Origin of the sequence: Bradyrhizobium sp. LB8.2, assembly GCF_040548035.1 — a bacterium.
Classification (GTDB): domain Bacteria; phylum Pseudomonadota; class Alphaproteobacteria; order Rhizobiales; family Xanthobacteraceae; genus Bradyrhizobium.
Genome location: NZ_JBEPQV010000001.1, coordinates 479,350 through 502,246, shown reverse-complemented (window position 1 = coordinate 502,246; position 22,897 = coordinate 479,350). Strand labels below are relative to the sequence as shown.

Genomic DNA, 22,897 nt, shown 5'->3' with positions numbered 1-22,897 from the left:
TTTAATGCAGGTGCATGAAAACCCCAAGTCAAAAATGATTGCGTTCCACGAAGAGCTGCCGCGGGAGCATTGCGTTTCGCCGAGACCTCCTGGGCGAGATGCGCCACGCCTTGACGAGAATGTGTGCGGCGGGACCTAGCGACCCTCTCCAAGACGTGTTATCTTCAATTTACTCAGATTGAGCATATCAGAGGCTCCACCGGCCTTTCGGTCGGATTTCTCGGGCTCTACATATACTCATATTGAGTATATATGACATGTACGGGAGGCTTCAATGCCGCTAACTGGAATTTACGGCCCCGACGACTTTGCCAACCGGCCGCAGGGCCAGGTCACCACCTCGCCCCGGGCCGCGCCGGCGCGAACTGGACCTCCGCTGCCGATGCCTTCGCTGGAATGGACGCCGGAGGTCGAGCGCGCCACCGCGCCGCTCTATGAGCGCGTCAAGCACGTGATCCCGCCAATCGAGTGGCCGCTGATGGCGCCGACCATCAAGGCGATCAACGAGCTAAAGCGCGCGCGGGGCGCGGTGATCCTCGCGCACAATTACCAGGCGCCGGAGATCTTCCACTGCGTCGCCGACATCGGCGGCGATTCACTCCAGCTCGCGGTCGAAGCCACCAAGGTGAAGGCCTACATCATCGTCCAGTGCGGCGTGCACTTCATGGCGGAGACGTCAAAGCTGCTCAATCCGGACAAGATGGTGCTGATCCCTGATACGCGCGCCGGCTGCTCGCTCGCCGCCAGCATTACCGGCGCGGACGTTCGCCTGCTGCGCGAAAAATTTCCCGGCGTGCCCGTCGTTGCCTATGTCAACACCTCGGCGGAGGTGAAGGCCGAGGTCGACATCTGCTGCACCTCGTCGAACGCCGTGCAGGTGGTCGAGAGCCTGGGCGTGCCAAGCGTGATCTTCCTGCCCGATCGCTATCTCGCCACCTACGTGGCTTCGAAGACCGACGTGAAGATCATCGCGTGGAAGGGCGCCTGCGAGGTGCACGAGCGCTTTACGGGCGCGGAGCTGCGCAGCTACCGCGAGGCCGATCCCTCCGTGCAAATCATCGCGCATCCCGAATGCCCGCCGGATGTGCTGGCTGAGGCCGACTTCACGGGCTCGACCGCGCATATGATCAACTGGGTGCGCGAAAAGCGGCCGAGGCGGCTGGTGATGATCACGGAATGCTCGATGGCCGACAATGTGCGCGCCGAGCTCCCCGATGTGGAGATGCTGCGCCCCTGCAATATCTGCCCGCACATGAAGCGCATCACGCTCGCCAACATTCTGGAGAGCCTGCTGATGCTCCGCGAGGAGGTGACGATCGATCCCGCGCTCGCGGAACGCGCAAGGCGTTCGGTCGAGCGGATGATCAATCTGAAGAACTGAGAGCACGACATGCAAGATAACATCGATAACCTCACCCGTTCCGACGACGTCGTCATCGTCGGTGGCGGGCTTGCCGGATTGTTCTGCGCGCTAAAACTCGCGCCGCGACCGGTGACATTGATCTCGGCCGCGCCGCTGGGACAGGGCGCGTCGTCCGCATGGGCGCAAGGCGGCATCGCGGCGGCAGTAGCCGAAGGCGATACGCCGGAAGCACATGCTGCGGATACGATTTCGGTCGGCGGCGGCCTCGTCGACCAAGCGGTGGCACTGGGAATCGCGCGCGAGGCCGCCCCACGGGTTCACGATCTTCTCGCCTATGGCGTGCCGTTCGACCGCGATCTCGAAGGCAAGCTCGCAGTCGGGCGCGAAGCCGCACACTCCGCGCGGCGCATCGTTCACGTGCGAGGCGATGGTGCGGGGGCGGCCATCATTGCCGCGCTGAGCGATGCCGTGCGGCGCACGCCGTCGATCCGACTGATCGAAGGTCTCGTCGCCGAAGCGCTGTTGACCGAGGATGGCGCCGTCACCGGTCTTCAATTGCGTGAAGCCGGCAATTTCGCCGCGCTGCCGATCCTGCTCGCCGCTCGCACGGTGGTGCTCGCCACCGGCGGCATCGGACATCTCTATGCCGTCACCACCAATCCGCACGAGGCCAGCGGATCCGGCCTTGCGATCGCCGCGCGCGCGGGCGCGGTGATTGCAGATCCCGAGTTCGTGCAATTCCACCCGACCGCCATCATGGCCGGACGCGATCCGGCGCCGCTCGCGACTGAAGCTCTGCGCGGCGAAGGCGCGACGCTAATCAACGGCCATGGCGAGCGTTTCATGGCGGCGCGCCATCCGCTTGCCGAGCTCGCACCGCGCGACATCGTGGCTCGCGGCGTATTCGCGGAGATCGCGGTCGGGCGCGGCGCCTTCCTCGATGCGCGGCAGGCGCTGGGCGCGCGCTTCGCCGAAAGATTTCCAACGGTGCATGCGAGCTGCATCGCCGCCGGCATCGATCCCGCCACGCAGGCCATTCCGATCGCACCGGCGGCGCACTATCATATGGGTGGCATCGCGGTGGACGATCGCGGCCGCAGCTCGATCGACGGGCTCTGGGCCGGCGGCGAAGTGTCGTCCACCGGCGCGCATGGTGCCAATCGCCTCGCCTCGAATTCGCTGTTGGAGGCCGTGGTCTATGCCGCGCGCATCGCCGACGACATCGCCGGGCGCACGATCCCCTCGCCTGCCCGTCTTTCGGACGTGGTGATGCCGCGCGGCGGCGCGCCGGATGCTGCGGCCGTGAAGCGGCTGCGGACGATGATGAGCGCGCATGTCGGCGTGATCCGCGACGGCGACGGGCTCGCGGAAGCGGTTCGCAGCTTCGCCACGCTCGAACGCGAGGCCACGAGCATCGCAGTCTGCAACATGGCAACGGCAGCCCTGCTTGTGGCGGGCTCCGCCTGGAACCGGCGCGAAAGCCGCGGCGCGCATTTCCGGTCCGACCATCCGGCCGATGCACCTGCGCTGGCACAACGCACCATGACCACGCTCTCGGCGACACGCGAGGTCGCGGACAGCTTGACCGAACGTCCGCTCTCACGCGCCGCGCAACCTATAATCGCCTGAAGGAAACCCCATGATCACCCCGACTTCTCTGCTCTATCCCGACGCCTTCCTCTCCCCGCTCGCGATCGACGAGGCCGTGCAGCGCGCGCTCGGCGAGGATCTCGGCCGCGCCGGCGACATCACCTCGCTGGCGACGATTCCCGAAGCAACCAAGGCACAGGCGATCCTGGTCGCACGCCAGTCCGGCGTGATCGCGGGATTGCCGCTGGCGCTCGCAACCTTGCAAAAATTTTCACCCGACATCGAGGTGCGCGCACATGTTCGCGACGCCGCGCTCGTCGCCCGCGGCCAGCAGGTGCTGACGATCTCCGGGCCGGCACGCGCCATTCTCACGGCGGAGCGGACCGCGCTGAATTTCGTCGGCCGCCTGTCGGGCGTTGCGACGCTCACGGCGGCCTACGTTGCGCGCACCGAAGGCACCAGGATGCGGATCTGCTGCACGCGAAAGACCACGCCGGGATTGCGCGCACTGGAGAAATATGCGGTGCGCTGCGGCGGCGGCTTCAATCACCGCTTCGGTCTCGATGACGCGATCCTGATCAAGGACAACCACATCGCGGTCGCCGGCGGCATCCGCCCCGTGCTCGAGCGCGCCCGCGCCCATGCCGGCCATCTCGTCAAGATCGAGATCGAGGTCGATACGCTGTCGCAGCTGCGCGAGGTGCTCGACACCGGCCTCGCCGATGCCGTCCTGCTCGACAACATGGACAATGCGACGCTGCGCGATGCGGTCAGGCTCAACGAGGGGCGCCTCAAACTGGAGGTCTCCGGCGGCGTCACGCTGGATTCGATCGCCGCGATCGCAGCGACCGGCGTTGATTATGCGTCGGCAGGCGCGTTGACGCATTCGGCGCCGAATTTCGATTGCGCGTTGGACATCGAAGCTTAGCGGCTACCGCCGCTCGGTCGCGCCCATCTCGGCGGAGCTCTTGGCTTCCTGGGTGAGCTCGGCGGAGAGCGCGGCGGTTTGCGCCGGGGTGCCCCAGCTCGGCTCCTCGCTGCCGTCGCCCCACGCGCGCGGGCGATAGAAGGTGTGGACGCCGGTCTTGTACATCTTCTTCATCTCGGCGACCCAGGACGGGCGCACCCAATAGGCGTGGTAGTGCGTCGACTTGCCGACCTCGGGCAGCCATATCTGGCCGTCGAGCATCGCCTTCGAGATCTTCTTCGCACGCTCCCACATCTCGGGTTCGCGGATCACGTCGGCGTTGTTGTCGCAGGCGAAGGTGAACTGGCAGGCGAGATGGCGATGCTTGTTCTGATAGACCGCGCCGCACACGGTATCTGGATATTTGCCGGAGAACACGCGGTTCATCACCACCTGCGCAACCGCCATCTGGCCGCGCACGGCCTCGCCGCGCGATTCAAAGTAGACAGCCTCCGCGAGGCACTTCTCGGACTTCACGCGCGACTTGTCGTCGAGTGCGAGCCGCTCCGCCGGCGATCTGGCGCGCTGGTTGTCGACGTTGACCTCGCCCTTCGGCGCGACGCTCTCGCCGTTCTCGATGTCCTTCGCAATCTCCTCCGTCGGCGGCGTCAACGAGGCTGTCACCTTCATATCAGGGTCGGGCATCACGATCAGCGGCTCGGCACCGGGCTGCCAGCTCTCGATGCTCTCGACATTGCCGCCGAGCGAGGAGCTGCCGAAGAACAGGTTCGATGTCTTGACGCGGAATGGATCGCGTGGCGGTGCAGCCGGAATGGTGGCCTGCTTCAGCGCTTCGAGCGGCTGGAGCGCGAGCGAGCGCGCAGCGTCACTGGCTCGTGGCGTATTGGTGTATTGCGGCAGCGGCGGCGCACGCAGTGCTTCCGCGAGCTCGGGATCGAGCGCGGCCGCGGACTCCGGCGACATCGCTTGTGGCAGCGCGACGGTCTTGGCGCCGAACACCGAGCTGTTCGAGGTCGCGGGATCTTCCTGCGCCGGCGCTGCCGTCGGCGCGCTCGCCTCGGGAGCCTGCGTCGGTGTGATCGTTGCGAGACGATCACCCTTCATGGAGCGATCGACCTTCGGAAAATCAGAGGCTTGGTAGCGGGGCGGCGCCTGAAGCGCCGGGTTGCGGTTGATCGCGCCGGTGACGTCGCGGCCATCGAGGCTTGCGAGGCGAACCATCGTGCTCTGCGGAACCGAAGTGCCGATCGGCCGCGAAAAACTGTAGGTGGCGAGCTGTATGGAGGATGCAGCAGAGAACACCTGCTTTTGCCAGCGCTCAGCGACGCCGGGTTGGCGCGCCAGCAGCGAGGCAATGTCCTGATAGCCGGTCTCTCTCGGCATCAATGCGAAGATGCAGAGACCGATGCCGAAGGACGCGAACCGCGCGCCCTTCGGATGGTTACGCAACAAAAACATCGCTACGCTCACGCTAGGCTTACGCTAGAAAAATCGAGCAGCAGTACATCCGTGCAATTCGATCTTTATCGTGAGTATCTAATTTAGGTTGCCGGGGCGTTAATCGACGTTGCGCATGCGGCACACGCAAGCAATCTCAGGTGTTTTCACGGAGCGACGATGCGCATTGGTAAATGCGGCCTCACGCGACGAGGTAAACAATTGGTCAACGCGAATGGTGAAGGAACTCTTGCGCGCACGTATCCTTACGCGAGGCGCGCGGTTCCCTCCCCGACGTTGTGCTTCAAATGAAAGAGGCGGGGTTTTGCCCCCGCCTCCTTCGCTGTCAATATTTCAACTCTTCGATTTACGCGTGGCTCGCGACCGCCTTGCCGAGCGCGGCTTGCGCCGCGGCGAGGCGAGCGATCGGGACCCGGTAGGGCGAGCAGGAGACGTAGTCGAGGCCGATCGCGTGGCAGAAGGCGACTGAGGCCGGATCGCCGCCGTGCTCACCGCAGATTCCGACCTTGAGCGAGGCGCGCGTCTTGCGGCCGCGCGCGACGCCAATCTTGACGAGCTCGCCGACGCCTTCCTGGTCGAGCGCCACAAAGGGATCGACCAACAGGATGCCCTTCGTCACGTACGGACCGAGGAAGCTCGCCGCGTCGTCACGGCTGATGCCGTACGTCGTCTGCGTGAGGTCGTTGGTGCCGAACGAGAAGAACTCGGCACTCTCCGCGATCTCGCCCGCGAGCAGGCAGGCGCGCGGCAACTCGATCATGGTACCGACCTGATAGGTCAGCTTGGTGTTGGTGTCGCGCATCACCGCCTTCGCGGTGGAATCGATCCGCGCCTTGACGAGATCGAGCTCCATCTTGGTGGCAATCAGCGGCACCATCACCTCGAGGCCGACGGCCTTGCCGGTGCGCTTCTCGGCCTCGACCGCCGCCTCGAAGATCGCGCGCGCCTGCATTTCGGCGATCTCTGGATAGGCGATCGCGATACGACAGCCGCGGAAGCCGAGCATCGGATTGAACTCCGACAGCTCGCGCGCGCGGTCGGCCAGGCGCCGCGGGTCGGTGTTCATGGCGCGCGCCACTTCCTCGACCTCGGCATGGGTGTGCGGCAGGAACTCGTGCAGCGGCGGATCAAGCAAGCGGATCGTGACGGGCAGGCCCTTCATGATCTCGAACAGCTCGACGAAGTCGGCGCGCTGCATCGGCAGCAGTTTTGCCAGCGCGGCGCGGCGCGACTGCTCGTCCTCGGAGAGGATCATCTCGCGCACCGTGCGGATGCGCGTTTCCTCGAAGAACATGTGCTCGGTGCGGCAGAGGCCGATGCCTTCCGCGCCGAACTTGATCGCTGTGTGCGCGTCCTCCGGCGTGTCGGCGTTGACGCGCACGCCGAGCTTGCGGACCTGGTCGGCCCATTTCATCAGCGTGCCGAACTCGCCGGACAGCTCCGGCTCGATCATCGGCATGCGGCCGGCGAGCACCTGGCCGAGCGAGCCGTCGATGGTGATGACGTCGCCGGTCTTGTAGGTACGCGAGCCGATGCTCATGGTGCCGCGGCCGTAATCGACGCGGATGGTGCCACAGCCGGAGACGCAGGGCTTGCCCATGCCGCGCGCGACCACCGCAGCATGCGAGGTCATGCCGCCGCGGGTCGTCAGGATGCCTTCGGCGGCATGCATGCCGTGGATGTCTTCGGGGCTGGTCTCGATGCGGACCAGAATCACCTTGCGTCCGTCGGCCTGAAGCTTGGCCGCCTCGTCCGAGGAGAACACGATCTCGCCGGAAGCCGCACCCGGCGAGGCCGGCAGACCGGTCGCGATCACGTCGCGCTTGGCGTTGGGATCGATGGTCGGATGCAGGAGCTGGTCGAGCGAAGCGGGGTCGACTCGTGTCACCGCTTCCTTCTTGGTGATCAGGCCTTCATTGGCGAGCTCGACCGCGATGCGCAGCGCTGCTTTCGCAGTGCGCTTGCCGCCGCGGGTCTGGAGCATCCAGAGCTTGCCCTGCTCGACCGTGAACTCCATGTCCTGCATGTCGCGGTAGTGCTTCTCGAGCTGCGTGTAGATCCGCGTCAGCTCCTTGAAGGCCTCCGGCATCGCCGATTCCATCGACGCCTTGTCGGAGCCGGAGTCCTTTCGCGCTTCCTCGGTGATGTCGTGCGGCGTGCGGATGCCCGCCACCACGTCCTCACCTTGCGCGTTGATCAGGAACTCGCCGTAAAGCTTGCTCTCGCCGGTCGAGGGGTTGCGGGTGAAGGCAACACCGGTCGCCGAGGTCTCGCCCATGTTGCCGAACACCATGGCCTGCACGTTGACCGCGGTGCCCCAGGATTCCGGAATGTCGTGCAGCTTGCGGTAGGTCACCGCGCGCGCGTTCATCCAGGAAGAAAACACCGCGCCGATCGCGCCCCAGAGCTGGTCGTGCGGATCCTGCGGAAAATCCTTGCCGGTCTCGCGCGCGACTGCGTCCTTGTATTTGCCGACCAGATCGACCCAGTCCTCGGCGGTGAGGTCGGTGTCGAGCGTGTAGCCCTGGCCGTCCTTGAAGGTGTCGAGGATTTCCTCGAAATGATGATGCTCGAAGCCGAGCACCACGTCCGAATACATGGTGATGAAGCGGCGATAGCTGTCATAGGCGAAGCGGCGGTCGCCCGACAGTTCCGACAGCGCTTCCACGGTCTCGTCGTTGAGGCCGAGATTGAGCACGGTGTCCATCATGCCCGGCATCGAGGCGCGGCCGCCGGAGCGAACCGAAACGAGCAGCGGGTTCCTGGAATCGCCGAAGCTCTTGCCGGTCAACTTGCCGACATGCGCGAGCGCCTTCTCAACCTGCGACTGCAATTCCTTCGGGTAGGATTTGTCGTGCGCGTAGAAATAGGTGCAGACCGAGGTTGGGATGGTGAAGCCCGGAGGCACCGGCAGGCCGAGATTGGCCATCTCGGCGAGGTTGGCGCCCTTGCCGCCGAGCAGGTCGCGCATCTCCGCTTTGCCCTCGGCCTTGCCGTCCCCGAACGTATAGACCCACTTGCCGGCCTTGGCCGTAACAGGCGCTGCCTTGGCCGGCGCAGCCTTGCTCGGCGCGAGCTTCACGGCGACCTTCGGCGCAACCGGTTTGGTCGGTGCCTTTGAAGCACGCTTGGAAACAGTCTTGGAAACGGTCTTGGCGGCAGGCTTCACAGCCGGCTTGGCAGCGGGTTTCGCAGCGGCCTTGGCCACTGGCTTCGGGGCGCTCTTGGCAAGTGCCTTGCGGGCCACCGGCGCGGCTTTCGCCTTGGCGGAGGACTTTGATTTCGCTGGGATTTTCGAGGCGGCTTTGGCCATAGCTTGCACACAACCTGCGAGAGGAATGGGTAATGGCGCGCCTTACACCACTTTGGGCAGGCCCGCGCAAGTCGAAGAGTTCCGGAGAATGAAGGCCTAGAGATGGAGCCACTTCAACAATCCGAGCCCGATCGCACCATTTATGATGAGAAAAATCGCGACGATCAGGTTCAGGAGGCGCGGCATGATCAGGATGAGCACGCCCGCAAGCAGCGACAGGATTGGCGAGATGTGGGCGACGGTGATGTGCATGAATTGTCTTTCCGTGGGTGGGGCGAATCGCGGCCGGATCATAGCGGACCGGGTTCCGCGGGTAGAGACGCACAGGGGACGTGGGAGTTCCCGGCTCCGCGAAAACTGCCCGAAAATGCCGCGAATGCGGCAGGTGTTTTCCGGAACATCGCGAAGACGCGCGCATTGGCAACCGGTTGCGCCGCTGGCGCTTCCCGAAAACCTTCTCGAAGGAGTTGCACATGCGGAACAGGATTCTTGCTCTTGCAGCGCTCGCGGCCGCGATCGGCTCGCCCCTTGCGGCGCAGGCGCAAAGCGGCACGGTGGGACGCGCACCCGTCGTCGTCGACAGCGGCCCGACCATTCCGGTCGAACAGCGGCCGGCTTTCCGCGACTATGTCGTCGAACAACGTGTGCCGGCTTTCCGTATCCCCGATCGCGTGGTGGTCGGTGCCACCTTACCCGAAAGCGGCGTCACCTATTATGACGTGCCGCAACGTTTTGGCGCCACCACCTATCGCTACACCGTCGTGAACGGCGAGACCGTGCTGGTCGAGCCGCGCTCGCGGCGCATCGTCGAGGTCATGGACTAGCGCTTTCAAGGATCAACTAGATGTCCGGCGCGTCACATCAATCAGGCTGACGCGAGCAGTGTAATCGGACATCTGGCCCTGCCCGGTCTTCCCCCCGCCGGGCGGGGCTTTTTTGTGCATCTCGTGTGCGTGCTCTCGTGTCCCGGGCAAGCGAAGCGCGACCCGGGACCCAGAAGCTCCAAGTCCCGGCGGTACGCGCCCCGGCTCTGCAGCGCACCGCAAAGATGCGCTGCGCTGCGTCCGGGGCACGAGATCAATCCTGGATCTTCGAGAAATCCGCCACCGCACGCGTGGCGCTGCGGATTTCGTTCAGCAGCTTGAGGCGGTTTTCGCGCACTTTCGCGTCGTCGTCGTTGACGCGGACTTTCTCGAAGAACGCATCGACCGGCGGCCGCAGCTTTGCCATCGCGCTCATCGCGGCGGCAAAATCTTCCTTGGCGACGGCAGCACTGGCTTCCGCCTGCACCTCGCCGATTGCCTTCGCCAACGCCTTTTCCTCGTCGAGGCTGTAAAGCGCAGCATCCGGCGCACCATCGAAGGTGCGCTTGTCCTTCTTCTCCTCGATGCCGAGGATATTGCTGGCGCGCTTGATACCGGCGAGCAGGTTCTTGCCGTCGTCGGACTCGAGGAATTTTCCCAGCGCCTCGACGCGGCGAACGATCATCAGGAGATCGTCCTGACCACCGAGCGCGAACACGGCGTCGACGAGATCGTGACGCGCGCCCTGTTCGCGGAGCTGGACCTTCAGGCGATCGGCGAAGAAAGCCAACAGGTCGCTCGGAAGCTTCTGCGCATCGGCAGGCTTCACGGACAAGCCGGCGAGTGCGGACGCCGCCACCTTCATGAACGACAGACGCAGTGCGTTCTCGGCGATCAGCCTGATCACACCCAGCGCCGCGCGACGCAGCGCATACGGATCCTTGCTCCCCGTCGGCTTCTCATCGATGGCCCAGAAACCAACGAGCGTGTCGAGCTTGTCGGCGAGCGCCACCGCGATGCTGACCGGATCGGTCGGCACGCGATCAGCAGGGCCCTGCGGCTTGTAGTGCTCCTCGCAGGCGGCGGCGACGGAAGCGTCCTCGCCTTGGGCCAGCGCGTAGTACTTGCCCATCAGGCCCTGCACCTCGGGGAATTCGCCGACGACTTCGGTCAGCAAATCCGCTTTCGCCAGATGTGCGGCGCGCGTCGCCTTGGCGGCATCGGCGCCGACCAGCGGCGCGATCTCGGCGGCGAGGCGTTCAATCCGCTTGATGCGCGCGGCCTGCGTCCCGAGCTTCTCGTGGAACACGATCTGCTCGAACTTCGGAAGCCGATCCTCGAGTTTTGTCTTCAGATCGGCCTCATAGAAGAATTTCGCATCCGACAGCCGCGGGCGGATCACGCGTTCGTTGCCGGCGACGATGGTCTTGCCGCCGTCGGCCGCCTCGATATTGGCGGTGAGGACAAACTTATTGGTCAGCCTGCCGGTCTTGGAATCCTTGACGACGAAGCACTTCTGGTTGTTGCGGATGGTGGCGCGGATTACCTCTTCGGGGATCGCGAGATATTCCGCTTCGAACGATCCCATCATGACGACCGGCCATTCAACCAGACCGGATACTTCGTCCAGCAGCACCTGATCTTCGACGAGTTCGAACCCTTGCGCGAATGTCAGCTCCTTGGCGTCCGCAAAGATGATGTCGTTGCGGGCCTGCGGATCGAGGATGACCTTTGCAGCCTTCAGCTTGGCTTCGTAGTCCTCGAACCGGCGCACGCTTATCGCGTCAGGCGCCATGAAGCGATGACCGTAGGTGGTCTGGCCGGTCTCAATGCCGTCCACTGAGAATTTGACGACATCGGGCTCTTCGGTCTCGGGCCCGAAGGTCGCGGTGATCGCATGCAGCGGGCGCACCCAGCTCAGCGACCCCGGTTTTCCGGAGCGCGCGCCCCAGCGCATCGATTTCGGCCAGGGGAAGGTGCGGATGATCACGGGGAGGATTTCCGCGAGCACGTCGATGGCATCGCGGCCGGGCTTTTCGATTAGCGCGATGTAGAAATCGCCCTTCGGGTCGCGCTGGATCTTGGCTTCGTCCAGCGACGTCAAACCCGTCGCTTTCAGAAAACCCTGCACGGCCGCATCGGCCGCGCCCATTTTCGGTCCACGGCGTTCGGTCTTCAAATCGGGCTGGCGCGCAGGGATGCCGTGCACGGTGAGCGCGAGGCGGCGCGGCGTCGCGAACGCCTTCGCGCCCTCATAGACGAGGCCTTCGGCGACGAGCTTGTCGGTGACCATGCGGCGCAGATCGTCGGCCGCCTTGGCCTGCATGCGCGCGGGGATTTCTTCCGAGAACAGTTCAAGCAAAAGATCGGGCATCAGGCTGCTCCGCCCGCTTCAGTATGGATCCAGGCCTCGCCGCAGGCCTTGGCCAGCTCGCGTACGCGAAGAATGTAGCTCTGCCGCTCGGTCACCGAGATCACGCCGCGGGCATCGAGCAGGTTGAAGACGTGACTCGCCTTGATGCACTGGTCATAGGCCGGCAGCGCCATCAGATGCGCCTCGCGTTTGCTATCCTTCCAGCCCGCGTCGAGATATTTCCTGCAGGCAGATTCCGCCATCTTGAATTGCTCGAACAGCATCGCGGTGTCGGCGACTTCGAAATTGTGCTTCGAATATTCCCGCTCGGCCTGCAGGAAGACGTCGCCATAGGTGACCTTGGCGTCACCATCGCGGCCGTTGAAGTTGAGGTCGTAGACGCGGTCGACGCCCTGCACATACATCGCGAGGCGTTCGAGCCCGTAGGTGAGCTCGCCCGCGACCGGCGCGCATTCGACACCCGCGACCTGCTGGAAATACGTGAACTGGCTCACTTCCATGCCGTCGCACCAGCACTCCCAGCCGAGGCCCCAGGCGCCCAGCGTCGGGCTCTCCCAATCGTCCTCGACGAAGCGGATGTCGTGCACGGCGGAATCGATGCCGATCGCGGCAAGCGACTTCAGGTACAGCTCCTGAAGGTTCGGAGGCGACGGCTTCATGATCACCTGGAACTGGTAGTAGTGCTGCATCCGGTTCGGATTCTCGCCATAGCGGCCGTCCTTGGGCCGGCGCGAGGGCTGCACATAGGCCGCGTTCCAGGGCTTTGGCCCGAGCGCGCGCAGCGTGGTGGCCGGATGGAAGGTGCCCGCACCCATCTCCATGTCGTAGGGCTGCAGGATCACGCAGCCCTGCTCGGCCCAGAACCGCTGGAGCGCAAGGATAAAACCCTGGAACGAGCGTTCCGGGCGCATATGGGCGGGCAATGAGGCGTCCATCGTCAGATCAGGCTCTCGCGGGGGTTTGAATCGCGCGGGACCGTATCGACGGCAGGGGTGGGAATCAAGGTGAAGGGGGCCGTTTCGGGCCAAACACTCCATCGTTCCGGGACAACGGAGCAGGGTGGGCCAAGGCGCAATTGCGTCGTGCCCACCATCTTTCCAAGATCGCGATGCCGGTGGTGGGCACGCTTCGCTTTGCCCAGCCTACGGCACCAACTAACCCGGCCGGTAGGCTCCGGTGACGGGGTCCTGTTTCAGCGTCTGGACGGCCCCTCTATGGGCGGCCTCGGCGACGCGCGAGAGGCGCATCTCCTCCAGCTCCCGGTTGATCCGGACAGCGGTCTTGTAGGTCCAGCGGACCACGGCAAGCCCGCCCAGGACGCCCGCGAATGCGACGAACGGCGGCATTGGTCGTTCCTTGTTCACAATGCTCAGCCCCCACGCGCATTCTTGCGCAGACCGGGCCGCGCCGCAATCGGCACGCCCCGGGCGAAATGGCGCGGGCGGCCTCGGTCTAGAACCCGAATTTCGCCCAGATCGCCCGTGTCTCGACAGCCGAGATCAGATCGTCCGGCAGGCCAGCCACTGATTCCATGGCCGAAAGCTGCCCGGCGCCCGGCGATTTCCGGCCCAAAAGACTGGAAAGCAGACCGGTCGGCTGGGCAATCACGGGCGTGAGAACCTTCTCACCAAAGCGGGCACGAAGAGTTGAGCGGAGATCGCCGATGCTGTCGGCGAGCCCCAGCGCGATTGAGCTTTCGCCGGCCCAGTATTCGCCCGTGAACAGGGTGTCGTCGTCGCCCTTCAACCGCGTGCCGCGGCTCTCCTTCACCAGCGCGATGAAGATCCGATGGATCTCGCGCTGGAGCGCCTTCAGCTTGGCGACGTCGTCGGGATTCTCGGGGAGGAACGGATCGAGCATCGCCTTGTGCGCACCGGCGGTGTAGAGGCGCCGCTCGATGCCGAGCCGCCTGATCGCTTCCTGGAAACCAAAGCTGCCGCCGACCACGCCGATCGAGCCGAGGATCGAGGACGGATCGCAGATGATCTCGTCGCCGGCGCAGGCGATCATGTAGCCGCCGGATGCGGCGACGTCCTCGACGAACACCAGCACCGGCAGCTTCTTCTCCGCCGCGAGTTGCTTGATGCGCAGATAGATCTGGCGCGACTGCACCGGCGAGCCGCCGGGCGAGTTGATCACCAGCGCCACCGCCTTGGCGTTGCGCATCGAAAACGCCCGCTCCAGCACCCGCGCAACGGTCGCGAGCGTCATGCCCGGGCGCAGCGGCGTCACCGCGCCGATCACGCCGGACAGCCGCACCACCGGCACCACGGCCGTGCCGGGACGGAAGCGCGCCGGCAGATATTGCATGAGCTTGTCGGCCAGGCCGGAACTCTCACGATCGTTCAATTGTTCGGCCATGCCGTTACCTCTGATTAACCATTTCTTATCACGCGACTGTCATTGGAAGGGCCCGGAACGTGTTTTGCGGAAACTCCGTTGAGAGGCTGCAATGGGCCAGCGGAGAACACCATGAAAATCTATCTGCTGATGCTGCTGATCGGTGCGCTGTTCACGGCGATCCGCCTGACGACTCCGCAAGAGCAGCAGTCGGAATCGCTTCCGCAGTAGGCCGTCACGGCTCAACCAGCGGCAACACCGCCCTTCCCTCCAGAATATCCCTCACCTCGTTGTTCGGCACGCGCGGCCCGTCGTTGAGCATGAGGCCCGGCAGCACGCGCGTCGGAGCCCGGCCGCCCTTGACGGCGCGCACCAGCACGCGGATCGCGGGGCGTCCCGCTTCGCCATGAACCGGCAGGATCGCGAGACTTCCGAAGCCGCGTGACAGCGCTGCCAAAACGTCGGCGATCCCATCTGCGCGCCAAATCAATGTCAGCGCGCCGTCCGATCGGAGGATGCGCCGTGCCGCATGCACCCACGCATTCAACGTCTCGTCGGTCGCCACATGCGCGGTGTGGCGCGCTTGATCGGGCGAGCCACGATGGCGAGCGGGATCGTTGAAGGGCGGATTCATCAGCACCACGTCGACGCTGTCGGGCGCCAGCCCGCTCGCCGCAAACGCCTGTGCGTCCGCGGTGACGTCGAGCACGATGGTCTCGGCAGCAATCGCATTCGCCGCCGCATTGGCGCGCGCAAGCCCTGCCAGTTCCGGATCGATCTCGACCAGGCTGAGCCTGATACCGGCCACGCGCCGGGCCAGCGCCAACCCGGCTGTGCCGATGCCGGCGCCGAGATCGACCACGCGGTCGCCCGCTTGGGCCTGCGTCGCCGCCGCGAGCAAAATGGCGTCGTGCCCGGCGCGATGGCCGGACCGCTTCTGCTTCAGTCGCAACTGCCCGCCGAGAAAGGCGTCTTCGGTGAGGTCTGTCAGCGCTTCACTCATCGCTGCGCAGTTCGTTACTGAGGCCGGCGTCGGTCAGGAGCTGCCGGGCCTCGAGGGCGTCGTCCTCATGAATCAGGATCCGCCGCGGCAAAATGCCCAGCGAGCCCTCGATGATGCTCATGTTCTGGTCCAGCACCAGATGATGGATGTTGGCGCCGTCGAGCAGCGCGCCGACCGCCGACACCAGCACCATGTCGTTGGTCCGAACCAGTTCTCGCAAAACACAGGCCTCCTGCCTGACGGGGATTAAGCGGCAATGTCAATGGTTCCACGGGCCCTTGCCGCATCCCCGTCCAGTTTCTATTGTCTTTCGATCAGAATAGCCCTTCCGGGGCAAATATTGGAGACCGGCGTGGCCGTCATCGTACCTTTCGAAACTCCCGGCGCGTCGATCGAAGAGCTGGTTGTCCTTGTCGCCGGTGACATGGAGCGCGTCAACGCCACGATCCTGTCGCGGACCGGTTCGGACGTGACCATGATCCCCGAGGTCGCCAACCATTTGATCTCCTCCGGGGGCAAGCGCCTGCGGCCGATGCTGACGCTCGCCATGGCCAACCTCGCCGGCTACGCCGGTGACGGACATATCAAGCTCGCCGCCTCCGTCGAGTTCATGCATACCGCCACGCTCCTGCACGACGACGTCGTCGACGAGAGCGAGATGCGCCGCGGCAAGCTGTCGGCGCGGATGCTCTGGGGCAACGAAGCGAGCGTGCTGGTCGGCGACTTCCTGCTCGGCCAGGCTTTTCGCATGATGGTCGAGGTCGGCTCGCTCCGCGCGCTCGACATCCTCTCCGCGGCCGCCGCGACCATCGCCGAGGGCGAGGTGATGCAGCTTGCCGCCGCCAAGAACACCGCGACCACCGAAGACGAATATCTCGCCGTGATCCGCGGCAAGACCGCCGAGCTGTTCGCCGCCGCCTGCGAGGTCGGCCCTGTCATCGCCAACCGCCCCAAGGCGGAACAGACCGCCTGCCGATCAGTCGGCATGAATCTCGGCATCGCTTTCCAGCTCGTCGACGACGTGCTCGACTATGGCGGCAAGAGCGCAAAACTCGGCAAGAACACCGGCGACGATTTTCGCGAGGGCAAGATCACGCTGCCCGTCGTGCTCGCCTTCCGCCGCGGCAACGACACCGAGCGCGCCTTCTGGATCCGCGCGCTCGAGCGCGGCGAGATCGGCGACACCGACCTCGACCACGCCATCGGGTTGATGAACAAGCACCGCGCGCTCGAAGACACGCGGAGCCGCGCCCAGCACTACGGCGCCATGGCCGTGGACGCGCTGGCGCTGTTCCCGTCCTCGCCGATGAAGAGCGCACTGGAGCAGGTCGTGGCGTTCTGTCTGGCACGGTCGCATTAGGGCCCGCACGCTACCCGCACATTTCGGTGTCTTGCCGGCGAAGGTCGGTGAGACAGCGCCCGACTGCATCAACAATCGTCATTGCGAGCGCAGCGAAGAAATCCCGTCTGCCTCCGCGGAAAGACGCTGGATTGCTTCGCTGCGCTCGCAATGACGAGTAACTTGCATTTCGCAAGCTACACTCCTACTTTCCCCCTATGCAGCCCAAATCCCCCTCCATCCTGGAATGCCCGGTCGGCCGCGCCGTGGAGACGGTCGGCGAATGGTGGAGCATCTTGATCCTGCGGGACGCGTTCCAGGGCGCGACGAAGTTCGACGAATTTTCGCAAAGCCTCGGCATCGCGCCAAACATCCTGTCGCGACGGTTGGCCCATCTCACCGAAAGCGGCATGTTCGTCCGCCGCCGCTATCACGAGCGGCCGCCGCGTTACGAATATGTGCTGACGGACAAGGCGCGGGATTTCTTTCCCGTGATCGTCGCGCTGCTCGCCTGGGGCAACAAGCATCTCACGCCGAAAGGCGAATCCATTTTGCTGGCGAACCGCGACGATAGTCGTCCGTTCGATCCGGTCGTGGTCGATGCCGCCGACATGCAGCCGATCACGCTCGCCAATGCGGTCATCATCGCCGGCCCCCGCGCCAGCCGTGTCATGCGTAAACGGCTGACCTCGCTCAAAGCCATGAACCCGGCCATCGCGCCGGTGGGAGACTGACATGCGTCGTATCGTCGTGACGGGAATGGGCGCGGTGTCGCCGCTTGGCTGCGGTGTCGAGCTGTCCTGGCGCCGGCTGTTGGCCGGTCAAAGCGGGCTGCGCCCGCTGCCGGAATGGTCGCTGGCGCTGCCCGCGCGCATTGCCGGCCTCGTGCCCGACAAGGCCGATGACGCGGATGGCGGCTTCGATCCCGCGCAGGCCGCCTCGCCGAAAGACCAGCGCAAGATGGACCGCTTCATCCTGTTTGCGCTGCTCGCCACCGCGGAAGCGGTCGCGCAGTCCAAATGGACGCCGCAGGATGCGACCGCACTGGAACGAACCGCGACGATCATCGCCTCCGGTGTCGGCGGCTTTCCGGCGATGGCGGAGGCGGTGCGCATCACCGAACAGCGCGGCCCGCGCCGGCTGTCGCCGTTCACGATCCCCTCCTTCCTCGCCAATCTCGCGGCCGGCCACGTCTCGATCAAATACGGCTACAAGGGTGCGCTGGGCACACCGGTCACGGCGTGCGCCGCCGGCGTTCAGGCGATCGGCGACGCCGCGCGCATGATCCGCGCAGGCGAGATTGATGTGGCGATCTGCGGCGGCGCGGAGGCATGCATCGACATCGTCAGCCTCGGCGGCTTTGCTGCGGCCCGCGCGCTGTCGAGCTCCTTCAACGACGAGCCCGCACGCGCCTCGCGGCCGTTCGATCGCGACCGCGACGGTTTTGTCATGGGCGAAGGCGCCGGCATCCTGGTGATCGAGGAGCTGGAGCATGCATTGGCGCGCGGCGCGACGCCGATCGCGGAGATCGTCGGATACGGCACGACCGCGGACGCTTATCACATGACGTCGGGTCCGCCTGATGGCGACGGCGCCCGGCGCGCGATGGAGATCGCGCTCCGACAGGCGAAGCTTGCGCCCGCGGACTTGCAGCACCTGAACGCGCACGCGACGTCGACGCCGGCCGGCGACGAGAGCGAGCTTGGCGCGATTGCCGCGCTGTTCGGCCGTCACCGCGGCATTGCCGTGAGCGCGACCAAATCGGCCACCGGCCATCTGCTCGGCGCCGCCGGAGGGCTCGAGGCGATCTTCACTATCCTCGCCCTGCGCGACCAGATCGCGCCGCCGACGCTCAATCTCGAAAACCCTGATCCGGGTGCGGACGGCATCGACATCGTCGCCGGCGCGTCCCGGCCGATGCCCATGCTCAACGCCATCTCCAACGGGTTCGGCTTCGGCGGCGTCAATGCCAGCGTGATCTTCCGCCGGATCGGCTAGGCAAGAGGGCTTGCAATCGCGGCAAGCTGCGCTAGGAAACAGGATGATCGAAACGAATTTCTGGCTATTCCTGGCCGCAGCTTTCCTCATCGCCGCCGTTCCCGGTCCCGGCATCTTCTACGTCGCGGCACGGACCATGTCGGAAGGGCGCGCTAGCGGTTTTGCATCGACCGCGGGCACCGCGCTCGGCGGGCTGGTTCATGTGGTCGCGGGCAGCCTCGGCATCTCCGCGATCATCCTTGCCAGCGCCGAGCTGTTTGCCGCCGTGAAATTTGTCGGCGCACTCTATCTGGTCTGGCTCGGCATCAGAACTTTCCGCAGCGCCAGCCGCGCGCTGTCATTCGACAGCGAGCCCGTCGGCGACAAGCGCGCATTTCGCGACGGCGTGCTGGTCGAGGCGCTGAACCCGAAGACCGCCGCGTTCTTCCTCGCCTTCATTCCGCAGTTCCTTGACCCGGCGGGATCGAACCCGACGCTGCAATTCATCGTGTTCGGCGCGATCTCGGTGACGCTGAACACGCTCGCCGATATCGTGGTGGTGCTGATGGCCTCCGTGACACGCACGCAGTTGATCGGAAGGCCGCAGCTGATGCGACGTCTCACCCAAGGCTCCGGCGTCTTCATCGCAGGGCTCGGCCTGTCGCTCGCACTGGCGCGGCGCCCCCTGAATGGATAGCTCCACCACGCTCGCCCCGCAAAGCCGCACTTACGAATCTCACGGCCTGCGGCTGCATTATGCCGACTGGGGCAACGACGGCGCGCCCGTAGTCGTCCTGGTTCACGGCGGCCGCGATCACTGCCGGAGCTGGGACGTCATCGCCCGGTCGCTGCAGCCGCATTTTCACGTGCTCGCGCCCGACCTGCGCGGGCACGGCGATTCCGAATGGACCAAGGGCGGCAGCTACGCGCTGACCGAATATGTGTACGATCTCACCCAACTCGTCCGCAGCATCGCCGCGCCCCAAGTCACTCTCGTCGGCCATTCGATGGGCGGCATGGTGAGCCTGATTTTTTCAGGATCATTCCCCGAACTGGTCTCGAAGCTGGTCGTGCTCGACGGTGTGACCATGCTGCCGGATACACCGAAGTCACCGACGCATGAGCGCATCAGCAAATGGGTCGGCCAGCTTGACAGACTGCACGATCGCACGCCGCGCCGCTATTCGACCCTTGAGGATGCGGCCGCGCAGATGGTGCTTCACAACAAGCGGCTGTCCCGCGACCTCGCGCTGCATCTTGCCACCCACGGCGCGCGGCAGAACGACGACGGCACCTATAGCTGGAAGTTCGATCCGTACCAGCGCGCCTCTGCGCCGCACCGGCTCTGGCCGGACGACCACGTCGCGCTGTGGTCGCGCATCACCTGCCCGACGCTGCTCTTGAATGCTGGCGAAAGCTTTCTCGCGGGCGCCAGGGCCGCAGGCCTGGAGCGCTACTTCCCGCAGGCGCGCGTCGTGACCATCGCCGAGGCCGGACACTGGCTGCAGCATGACAAGCCGCAAGAGGTGTCGGGTGAGATTCGAAAGTTTCTCGGGCTGGCCTAGCTCAATGTCCCCGCGTGCACCCACCAGCGGGAATGATCTCTGCGGATCTTCTCGGCGGCGGCATGCGCATCAGTGGACGCGCCATAGATCGCAAAGCACGTCGCACCCGAGCCGGACATGCGGGCGAGCTTGACGCCGGCGGAGTCACGCAAGGCTTCCAGCACGTCGCCGATCACCGGCTCGATGCGCATCGCCGGCGCTTCGAGATCGTTGGCGACGGTCTCGAGAGTATCGACCCAATCGGCAATGGTGGCGCCCTCGTCCGGCCAGGCCGGGGCGTCGAAGACGGAGGTGGCGCCGACCAGGAGTTCGCCGTTGCGCAGGCCCAGCGCCTGGAACACATCCTTGGTCGCGACCGGCACGCGCGGATTGACCATCACGCAGGGCATGCTCGGCAGCATCAAGGGCAGCAGCTGCTCGCCGACGCCGGTCATGTCGCAGGCGCGCGAGAACAGGCACACCGGCACGTCGGCGCCGGTCGCAAGCGCGACCGTCTGGAGCCGCGGATCGTCGAGCGACAGATTGTTGAGACGTGCCAGCAACCGCAGCGCCGCCGCGGCGTCGGCCGAGCCGCCGCCAATGCCGGCCGCGACGGGGAGCACCTTGTCGAGCGCGAAGGCGCCCAGCTTCAGGTTCGGCACGGCGTCGGCCAGGAGCTTGGCCGCCTTGAACACGAGGTTGTCGGCCATATCACCGCAGGCCGCCGCGAGCGGCCCCGTGGTGGTGAGCTTCAACTCGCCGCCGGGCTCCAACGTCAGCCGGTCGGCGCAGTCGGCAAACGCGACGACGCTTTCGAGATCATGATAGCCGTCGGCACGACGGCCGACCACGCGAAGGCTCAAATTGACCTTCGCGCGCCCTTCTTCAATGAACGCCGGCATTGGCGACACGCCCCCAGAACTTAGTTTTTCCTTCGCATGATCTTGCCGGAAAACCGCTACACACTTTTCCGGACCATGCGCTCAGCTCAGCCGCCGCCCTTGCCGTCGTCCTTCTTCTTCTCCTTCTCCGCCTGCGCAGCCGAGGAGTTCGAATTGTCGTCGGTCATACCGTTTGCGATCTTGGCTTCGATCTTCGGAAGCTCATCCGCCTCGGGCTTGAGATCGCGGGCGTGCGCCCACTGGAACTTGGCTTCCAGCGTGCGGCCGACGCGCCAATAGGCGTCGCCAAGGTGATCGTTGATAGTCGGATCCTCCGGCTTGAGGTCGATGGCGCGTTCGAGGTTCTTCACCGCGTCCTCGTAGTTGCCGATGCGGTAATAGGCCCAGCCGAGGGAGTCGACGATGTAGCCGTCGTCCGGGCGCTGCTCGACCGCCCGCTTGATCATCTTCATGCCTTCGTCGAGATTGACGCCCTGGTCGATCCAGGAATAGCCGAGATAGTTGAGGACGTGCGGCTGGTCGGGCTGCAGCTCGAGCGCCTTCTTCATGTCGGCTTCGGCCTTGCCCCACTGCTTGGAGCGCTCCTCACAGATGCCGCGATAATAGTACCAAACGCTGTTGGCCTTGTCGTTGCCGGCCGGCAGCACGTCGACGCCTTGCGAATAGGTCGCGCCGCATTCGCCGAACTTCTTGCGGCCGCGCTCGATGTTGCCGAGCGCCATGATGGCTTCGAGATCCTTGGAATCCTCAGTGGTGACACCCTTGAGGATCTTGATCGCCTCGTCGGTGCGGTCGGCGGAATCCAGATCGATGGCGAGCTGGATCTGCGCGTTGCGCTTGAGCGGCGAGGACGACGGCACCCGCTCATAGACCTTGATCGCCATCTGCGGCCGCTTCACCGATTCATAGAGATCGGCGAGCGAGAGCAGCGCCAGGGGATGGCTGGGCTGGAGGTAGAGCGAGAGCTGGAGATAGACCAGCGCCAGATCCTCGCCGCCGCGGCGGGTCAGCGTGGCGCCAATGCCGTAGAGCGCTTCGGCGGCGCCGGCTTGCGCGGAATCGGCGAGCGGCGGCATCTTCTTGCCGGCCTTGGTCTCGCGCAGGCCTTCCACGATCAGCGGATGGCGGGCGAGCTTCTTGTCGAACGCCTGGTAGACGGTGGTCGCGGCGGCCGAGTCCTTGTTGCGCGACAGCCAGCGTGCATAGGCCTCGGTGACACGCAGCATGGAATCGTCCAGTTTGTAAGCGCGCTCGAACCGGGTGCCGGCGTCCTTCTCCTTGCCGGAGAGTTCGAGGATCATGCCGGCGTGGAGGTCCTTGAACAGCGGATACCATTCCGGACCGGCCAGCTTGTCGATGGTCGCGACACCGCCCTTGGCATCGCCCGCACCATAGGCGGCCCAGCCCGACAGCAGCGTGGCGACGAGATCGGTGATCGGACCGCGGATCGACTGGTTGATGTTGGTCTGCGCGGTCGCGTACTTCTTGAACTTGAGATCGTGCACGCCGACGACGAGGCGCGCGACGCGGTTGGTCTTGTCGATGGTGAGGATGCGCTCGGCGAGCTTGACGGCTTCGTCGATGTCACCGTCGGCGACTGACGAGATGAAGGCGCGGTCGAGCAGCTCGTTGTTCTTCGGGTCGGTGCGCAGAGCGGAGCGGTAGAACGCGGCGGCGGAGGCAGCGTCGCGCTCGACGCTGGCGTGGCGGGCGGCGAGATAGCTGCCGGAGGTGGTGAGCGCCTTCAGATCGTTTCGGGTCGGAAACTGCACCGCCGTGTCGGACGGATGATCCGGCGTTTGCGCCAGGACCGCGCCGGGGACCGTCGCGATCGCTGTGCCCATGAGGGTGATGGCGGCAACAGTCCAGCGGTTGAAACGATTTGAAAGCATCAGGGCTCGCCTTGAGTTAGTAGTGCCTGGGTCTGCAGCAAAAGGCCGTCTCGCAAGCGAACGCGGCCGGT

The 22,897-nt window shown here is 65.2% G+C and carries 20 protein-coding genes; 9 read left to right on the top strand and 11 right to left on the bottom strand.

Annotated features, from left to right (window positions below; genetic code table 11):
- Positions 1-274 precede the first annotated feature (274 nt).
- The 3 genes from nadA to nadC are packed head-to-tail and all read left to right on the top strand — an operon-like array spanning position 275 to position 3,881.
- Positions 275-1,381 (top strand): quinolinate synthase NadA, encoded by a 1,107-nt coding sequence (nadA, locus tag ABIB06_RS02275; RefSeq protein ID WP_354045861.1) that lies wholly within the window; start codon positions 275-277, stop codon positions 1,379-1,381.
- Positions 1,382-1,390: 9 nt separating this feature from the next.
- A complete protein-coding gene (locus ABIB06_RS02270) occupies positions 1,391-2,992 on the top strand; it encodes an L-aspartate oxidase (RefSeq protein ID WP_354045859.1) in 1,602 nt (533 codons plus the stop codon).
- 10 nt (positions 2,993-3,002) lie between these two features.
- The gene (nadC, locus tag ABIB06_RS02265) at positions 3,003-3,881 is read left to right on the top strand and encodes a carboxylating nicotinate-nucleotide diphosphorylase (protein ID WP_354068487.1); all 879 of its coding nucleotides are present in this window, start codon (positions 3,003-3,005) and stop codon (positions 3,879-3,881) included.
- A 3-nt stretch (positions 3,882-3,884) separates the two neighbouring features.
- Here nadC and ABIB06_RS02260 read toward each other — a convergent pair whose 3' ends face one another.
- The 3 genes from ABIB06_RS02260 to ABIB06_RS02250 form a co-directional block, all read right to left on the bottom strand.
- The gene (locus tag ABIB06_RS02260; RefSeq protein ID WP_354045855.1) at positions 3,885-5,339 is read right to left on the bottom strand and encodes a cell wall hydrolase; all 1,455 of its coding nucleotides are present in this window, start codon (positions 5,337-5,339) and stop codon (positions 3,885-3,887) included.
- 346 nt (positions 5,340-5,685) lie between these two features.
- Complete coding sequence (gene ppdK, locus ABIB06_RS02255; protein ID WP_354045853.1) at positions 5,686-8,652, bottom strand: pyruvate, phosphate dikinase; 2,967 nt, start codon at positions 8,650-8,652, stop codon at positions 5,686-5,688.
- Between the two features lie 96 nt (positions 8,653-8,748).
- Positions 8,749-8,904: a DUF3096 domain-containing protein gene (locus ABIB06_RS02250; RefSeq protein WP_007594951.1), complete on the bottom strand. Its 156-nt coding sequence runs from the start codon at positions 8,902-8,904 to the stop codon at positions 8,749-8,751.
- A gap of 221 nt (positions 8,905-9,125) precedes the next feature.
- Between ABIB06_RS02250 and ABIB06_RS02245 the strand changes: the two genes are divergently transcribed.
- Positions 9,126-9,476: a DUF1236 domain-containing protein gene (locus tag ABIB06_RS02245; protein WP_247340295.1), complete on the top strand. Its 351-nt coding sequence runs from the start codon at positions 9,126-9,128 to the stop codon at positions 9,474-9,476.
- Positions 9,477-9,729: 253 nt separating this feature from the next.
- On the opposite strand, the gene glyS is transcribed toward ABIB06_RS02245, so the two are convergent.
- The 6 genes from glyS to ABIB06_RS02215 all read right to left on the bottom strand — a co-directional run bounded on the left by glyS (position 9,730) and on the right by ABIB06_RS02215 (position 15,392).
- The gene (gene glyS, locus ABIB06_RS02240; RefSeq protein ID WP_354045850.1) at positions 9,730-11,829 is read right to left on the bottom strand and encodes a glycine--tRNA ligase subunit beta; all 2,100 of its coding nucleotides are present in this window, start codon (positions 11,827-11,829) and stop codon (positions 9,730-9,732) included.
- A complete protein-coding gene (locus ABIB06_RS02235; protein ID WP_354045848.1) occupies positions 11,829-12,764 on the bottom strand; it encodes a glycine--tRNA ligase subunit alpha in 936 nt (311 codons plus the stop codon). The genes glyS and ABIB06_RS02235 overlap by 1 nt, the downstream gene beginning before the upstream one ends.
- Before the next feature lie 219 nt (positions 12,765-12,983).
- On the bottom strand, positions 12,984-13,175 hold the full coding sequence (locus ABIB06_RS02230; protein WP_247440924.1) for a hypothetical protein: 192 nt from the start codon (positions 13,173-13,175) through the stop codon (positions 12,984-12,986).
- A 106-nt stretch (positions 13,176-13,281) separates the two neighbouring features.
- On the bottom strand, positions 13,282-14,190 hold the full coding sequence (locus ABIB06_RS02225) for a S49 family peptidase (protein WP_354045846.1): 909 nt from the start codon (positions 14,188-14,190) through the stop codon (positions 13,282-13,284).
- Positions 14,191-14,404: 214 nt separating this feature from the next.
- Entirely contained in the window at positions 14,405-15,172 is a 768-nt protein-coding gene (locus ABIB06_RS02220; protein ID WP_354045845.1) for a tRNA1(Val) (adenine(37)-N6)-methyltransferase, read from the bottom strand.
- Positions 15,165-15,392 (bottom strand): putative signal transducing protein, encoded by a 228-nt coding sequence (locus ABIB06_RS02215; protein WP_354045843.1) that lies wholly within the window; start codon positions 15,390-15,392, stop codon positions 15,165-15,167. Before ABIB06_RS02215 ends, ABIB06_RS02220 begins: the two co-directional genes overlap by 8 nt.
- 132 nt (positions 15,393-15,524) lie before the next feature.
- On the opposite strand from ABIB06_RS02215, the gene ABIB06_RS02210 reads away from it, so the two are divergent.
- The 5 genes from ABIB06_RS02210 (at position 15,525) to ABIB06_RS02190 (ending at position 20,053) form a co-directional block, all read left to right on the top strand.
- Positions 15,525-16,532 (top strand): polyprenyl synthetase family protein, encoded by a 1,008-nt coding sequence (locus ABIB06_RS02210; RefSeq protein WP_247440845.1) that lies wholly within the window; start codon positions 15,525-15,527, stop codon positions 16,530-16,532.
- A 197-nt stretch (positions 16,533-16,729) separates the two neighbouring features.
- Entirely contained in the window at positions 16,730-17,245 is a 516-nt protein-coding gene (locus ABIB06_RS02205) for a winged helix-turn-helix transcriptional regulator (RefSeq protein WP_354045841.1), read from the top strand.
- A 1-nt stretch (position 17,246) separates the two neighbouring features.
- Complete coding sequence (gene fabF / locus ABIB06_RS02200) at positions 17,247-18,509, top strand: beta-ketoacyl-ACP synthase II (protein WP_354045840.1); 1,263 nt, start codon at positions 17,247-17,249, stop codon at positions 18,507-18,509.
- A gap of 43 nt (positions 18,510-18,552) precedes the next feature.
- On the top strand, positions 18,553-19,185 hold the full coding sequence (locus ABIB06_RS02195; RefSeq protein WP_354045838.1) for a LysE family translocator: 633 nt from the start codon (positions 18,553-18,555) through the stop codon (positions 19,183-19,185).
- Positions 19,178-20,053 (top strand): alpha/beta fold hydrolase, encoded by an 876-nt coding sequence (locus ABIB06_RS02190; RefSeq protein ID WP_354045836.1) that lies wholly within the window; start codon positions 19,178-19,180, stop codon positions 20,051-20,053. The genes ABIB06_RS02195 and ABIB06_RS02190 overlap by 8 nt, the downstream gene beginning before the upstream one ends.
- Here the strand turns inward: ABIB06_RS02190 and ABIB06_RS02185 are convergent.
- On the bottom strand, positions 20,050-20,934 hold the full coding sequence (locus ABIB06_RS02185) for a 4-(cytidine 5'-diphospho)-2-C-methyl-D-erythritol kinase (RefSeq protein WP_354045834.1): 885 nt from the start codon (positions 20,932-20,934) through the stop codon (positions 20,050-20,052). The two genes, ABIB06_RS02190 and ABIB06_RS02185, sit on opposite strands and share 4 nt — an antisense overlap.
- An 86-nt stretch (positions 20,935-21,020) precedes the next feature.
- Positions 21,021-22,826, bottom strand: coding sequence for a tetratricopeptide repeat protein (locus ABIB06_RS02180; RefSeq protein WP_354045833.1), 1,806 nt, complete (start codon positions 22,824-22,826; stop codon positions 21,021-21,023).
- Positions 22,827-22,897 lie beyond the last annotated feature (71 nt).

Bases quoted from the DNA above. Each gene is read 5' to 3' on its own strand.
- nadA (WP_354045861.1), top strand. From the start codon at position 275: ATGCCGCTAACTGGAATTTACGGCCCCGACGACTTTGCCAACCGGCCG.
- ABIB06_RS02270 (WP_354045859.1), top strand. From the start codon at position 1,391: ATGCAAGATAACATCGATAACCTCACCCGTTCCGACGACGTCGTCATC.
- nadC (WP_354068487.1), top strand. From the start codon at position 3,003: ATGATCACCCCGACTTCTCTGCTCTATCCCGACGCCTTCCTCTCCCCG.
- ABIB06_RS02260 (WP_354045855.1), bottom strand. From the start codon at position 5,339: ATGTTTTTGTTGCGTAACCATCCGAAGGGCGCGCGGTTCGCGTCCTTC.
- ppdK (WP_354045853.1), bottom strand. From the start codon at position 8,652: ATGGCCAAAGCCGCCTCGAAAATCCCAGCGAAATCAAAGTCCTCCGCC.
- ABIB06_RS02250 (WP_007594951.1), bottom strand. From the start codon at position 8,904: ATGCACATCACCGTCGCCCACATCTCGCCAATCCTGTCGCTGCTTGCG.
- ABIB06_RS02245 (WP_247340295.1), top strand. From the start codon at position 9,126: ATGCGGAACAGGATTCTTGCTCTTGCAGCGCTCGCGGCCGCGATCGGC.
- glyS (WP_354045850.1), bottom strand. From the start codon at position 11,829: ATGCCCGATCTTTTGCTTGAACTGTTCTCGGAAGAAATCCCCGCGCGC.
- ABIB06_RS02235 (WP_354045848.1), bottom strand. From the start codon at position 12,764: ATGGACGCCTCATTGCCCGCCCATATGCGCCCGGAACGCTCGTTCCAG.
- ABIB06_RS02230 (WP_247440924.1), bottom strand. From the start codon at position 13,175: ATGCCGCCGTTCGTCGCATTCGCGGGCGTCCTGGGCGGGCTTGCCGTG.
- ABIB06_RS02225 (WP_354045846.1), bottom strand. From the start codon at position 14,190: ATGGCCGAACAATTGAACGATCGTGAGAGTTCCGGCCTGGCCGACAAG.
- ABIB06_RS02220 (WP_354045845.1), bottom strand. From the start codon at position 15,172: ATGAGTGAAGCGCTGACAGACCTCACCGAAGACGCCTTTCTCGGCGGG.
- ABIB06_RS02205 (WP_354045841.1), top strand. From the start codon at position 16,730: ATGCAGCCCAAATCCCCCTCCATCCTGGAATGCCCGGTCGGCCGCGCC.
- fabF (WP_354045840.1), top strand. From the start codon at position 17,247: ATGCGTCGTATCGTCGTGACGGGAATGGGCGCGGTGTCGCCGCTTGGC.
- ABIB06_RS02195 (WP_354045838.1), top strand. From the start codon at position 18,553: ATGATCGAAACGAATTTCTGGCTATTCCTGGCCGCAGCTTTCCTCATC.
- ABIB06_RS02190 (WP_354045836.1), top strand. From the start codon at position 19,178: ATGGATAGCTCCACCACGCTCGCCCCGCAAAGCCGCACTTACGAATCT.
- ABIB06_RS02185 (WP_354045834.1), bottom strand. From the start codon at position 20,934: ATGCCGGCGTTCATTGAAGAAGGGCGCGCGAAGGTCAATTTGAGCCTT.
- ABIB06_RS02180 (WP_354045833.1), bottom strand. From the start codon at position 22,826: ATGCTTTCAAATCGTTTCAACCGCTGGACTGTTGCCGCCATCACCCTC.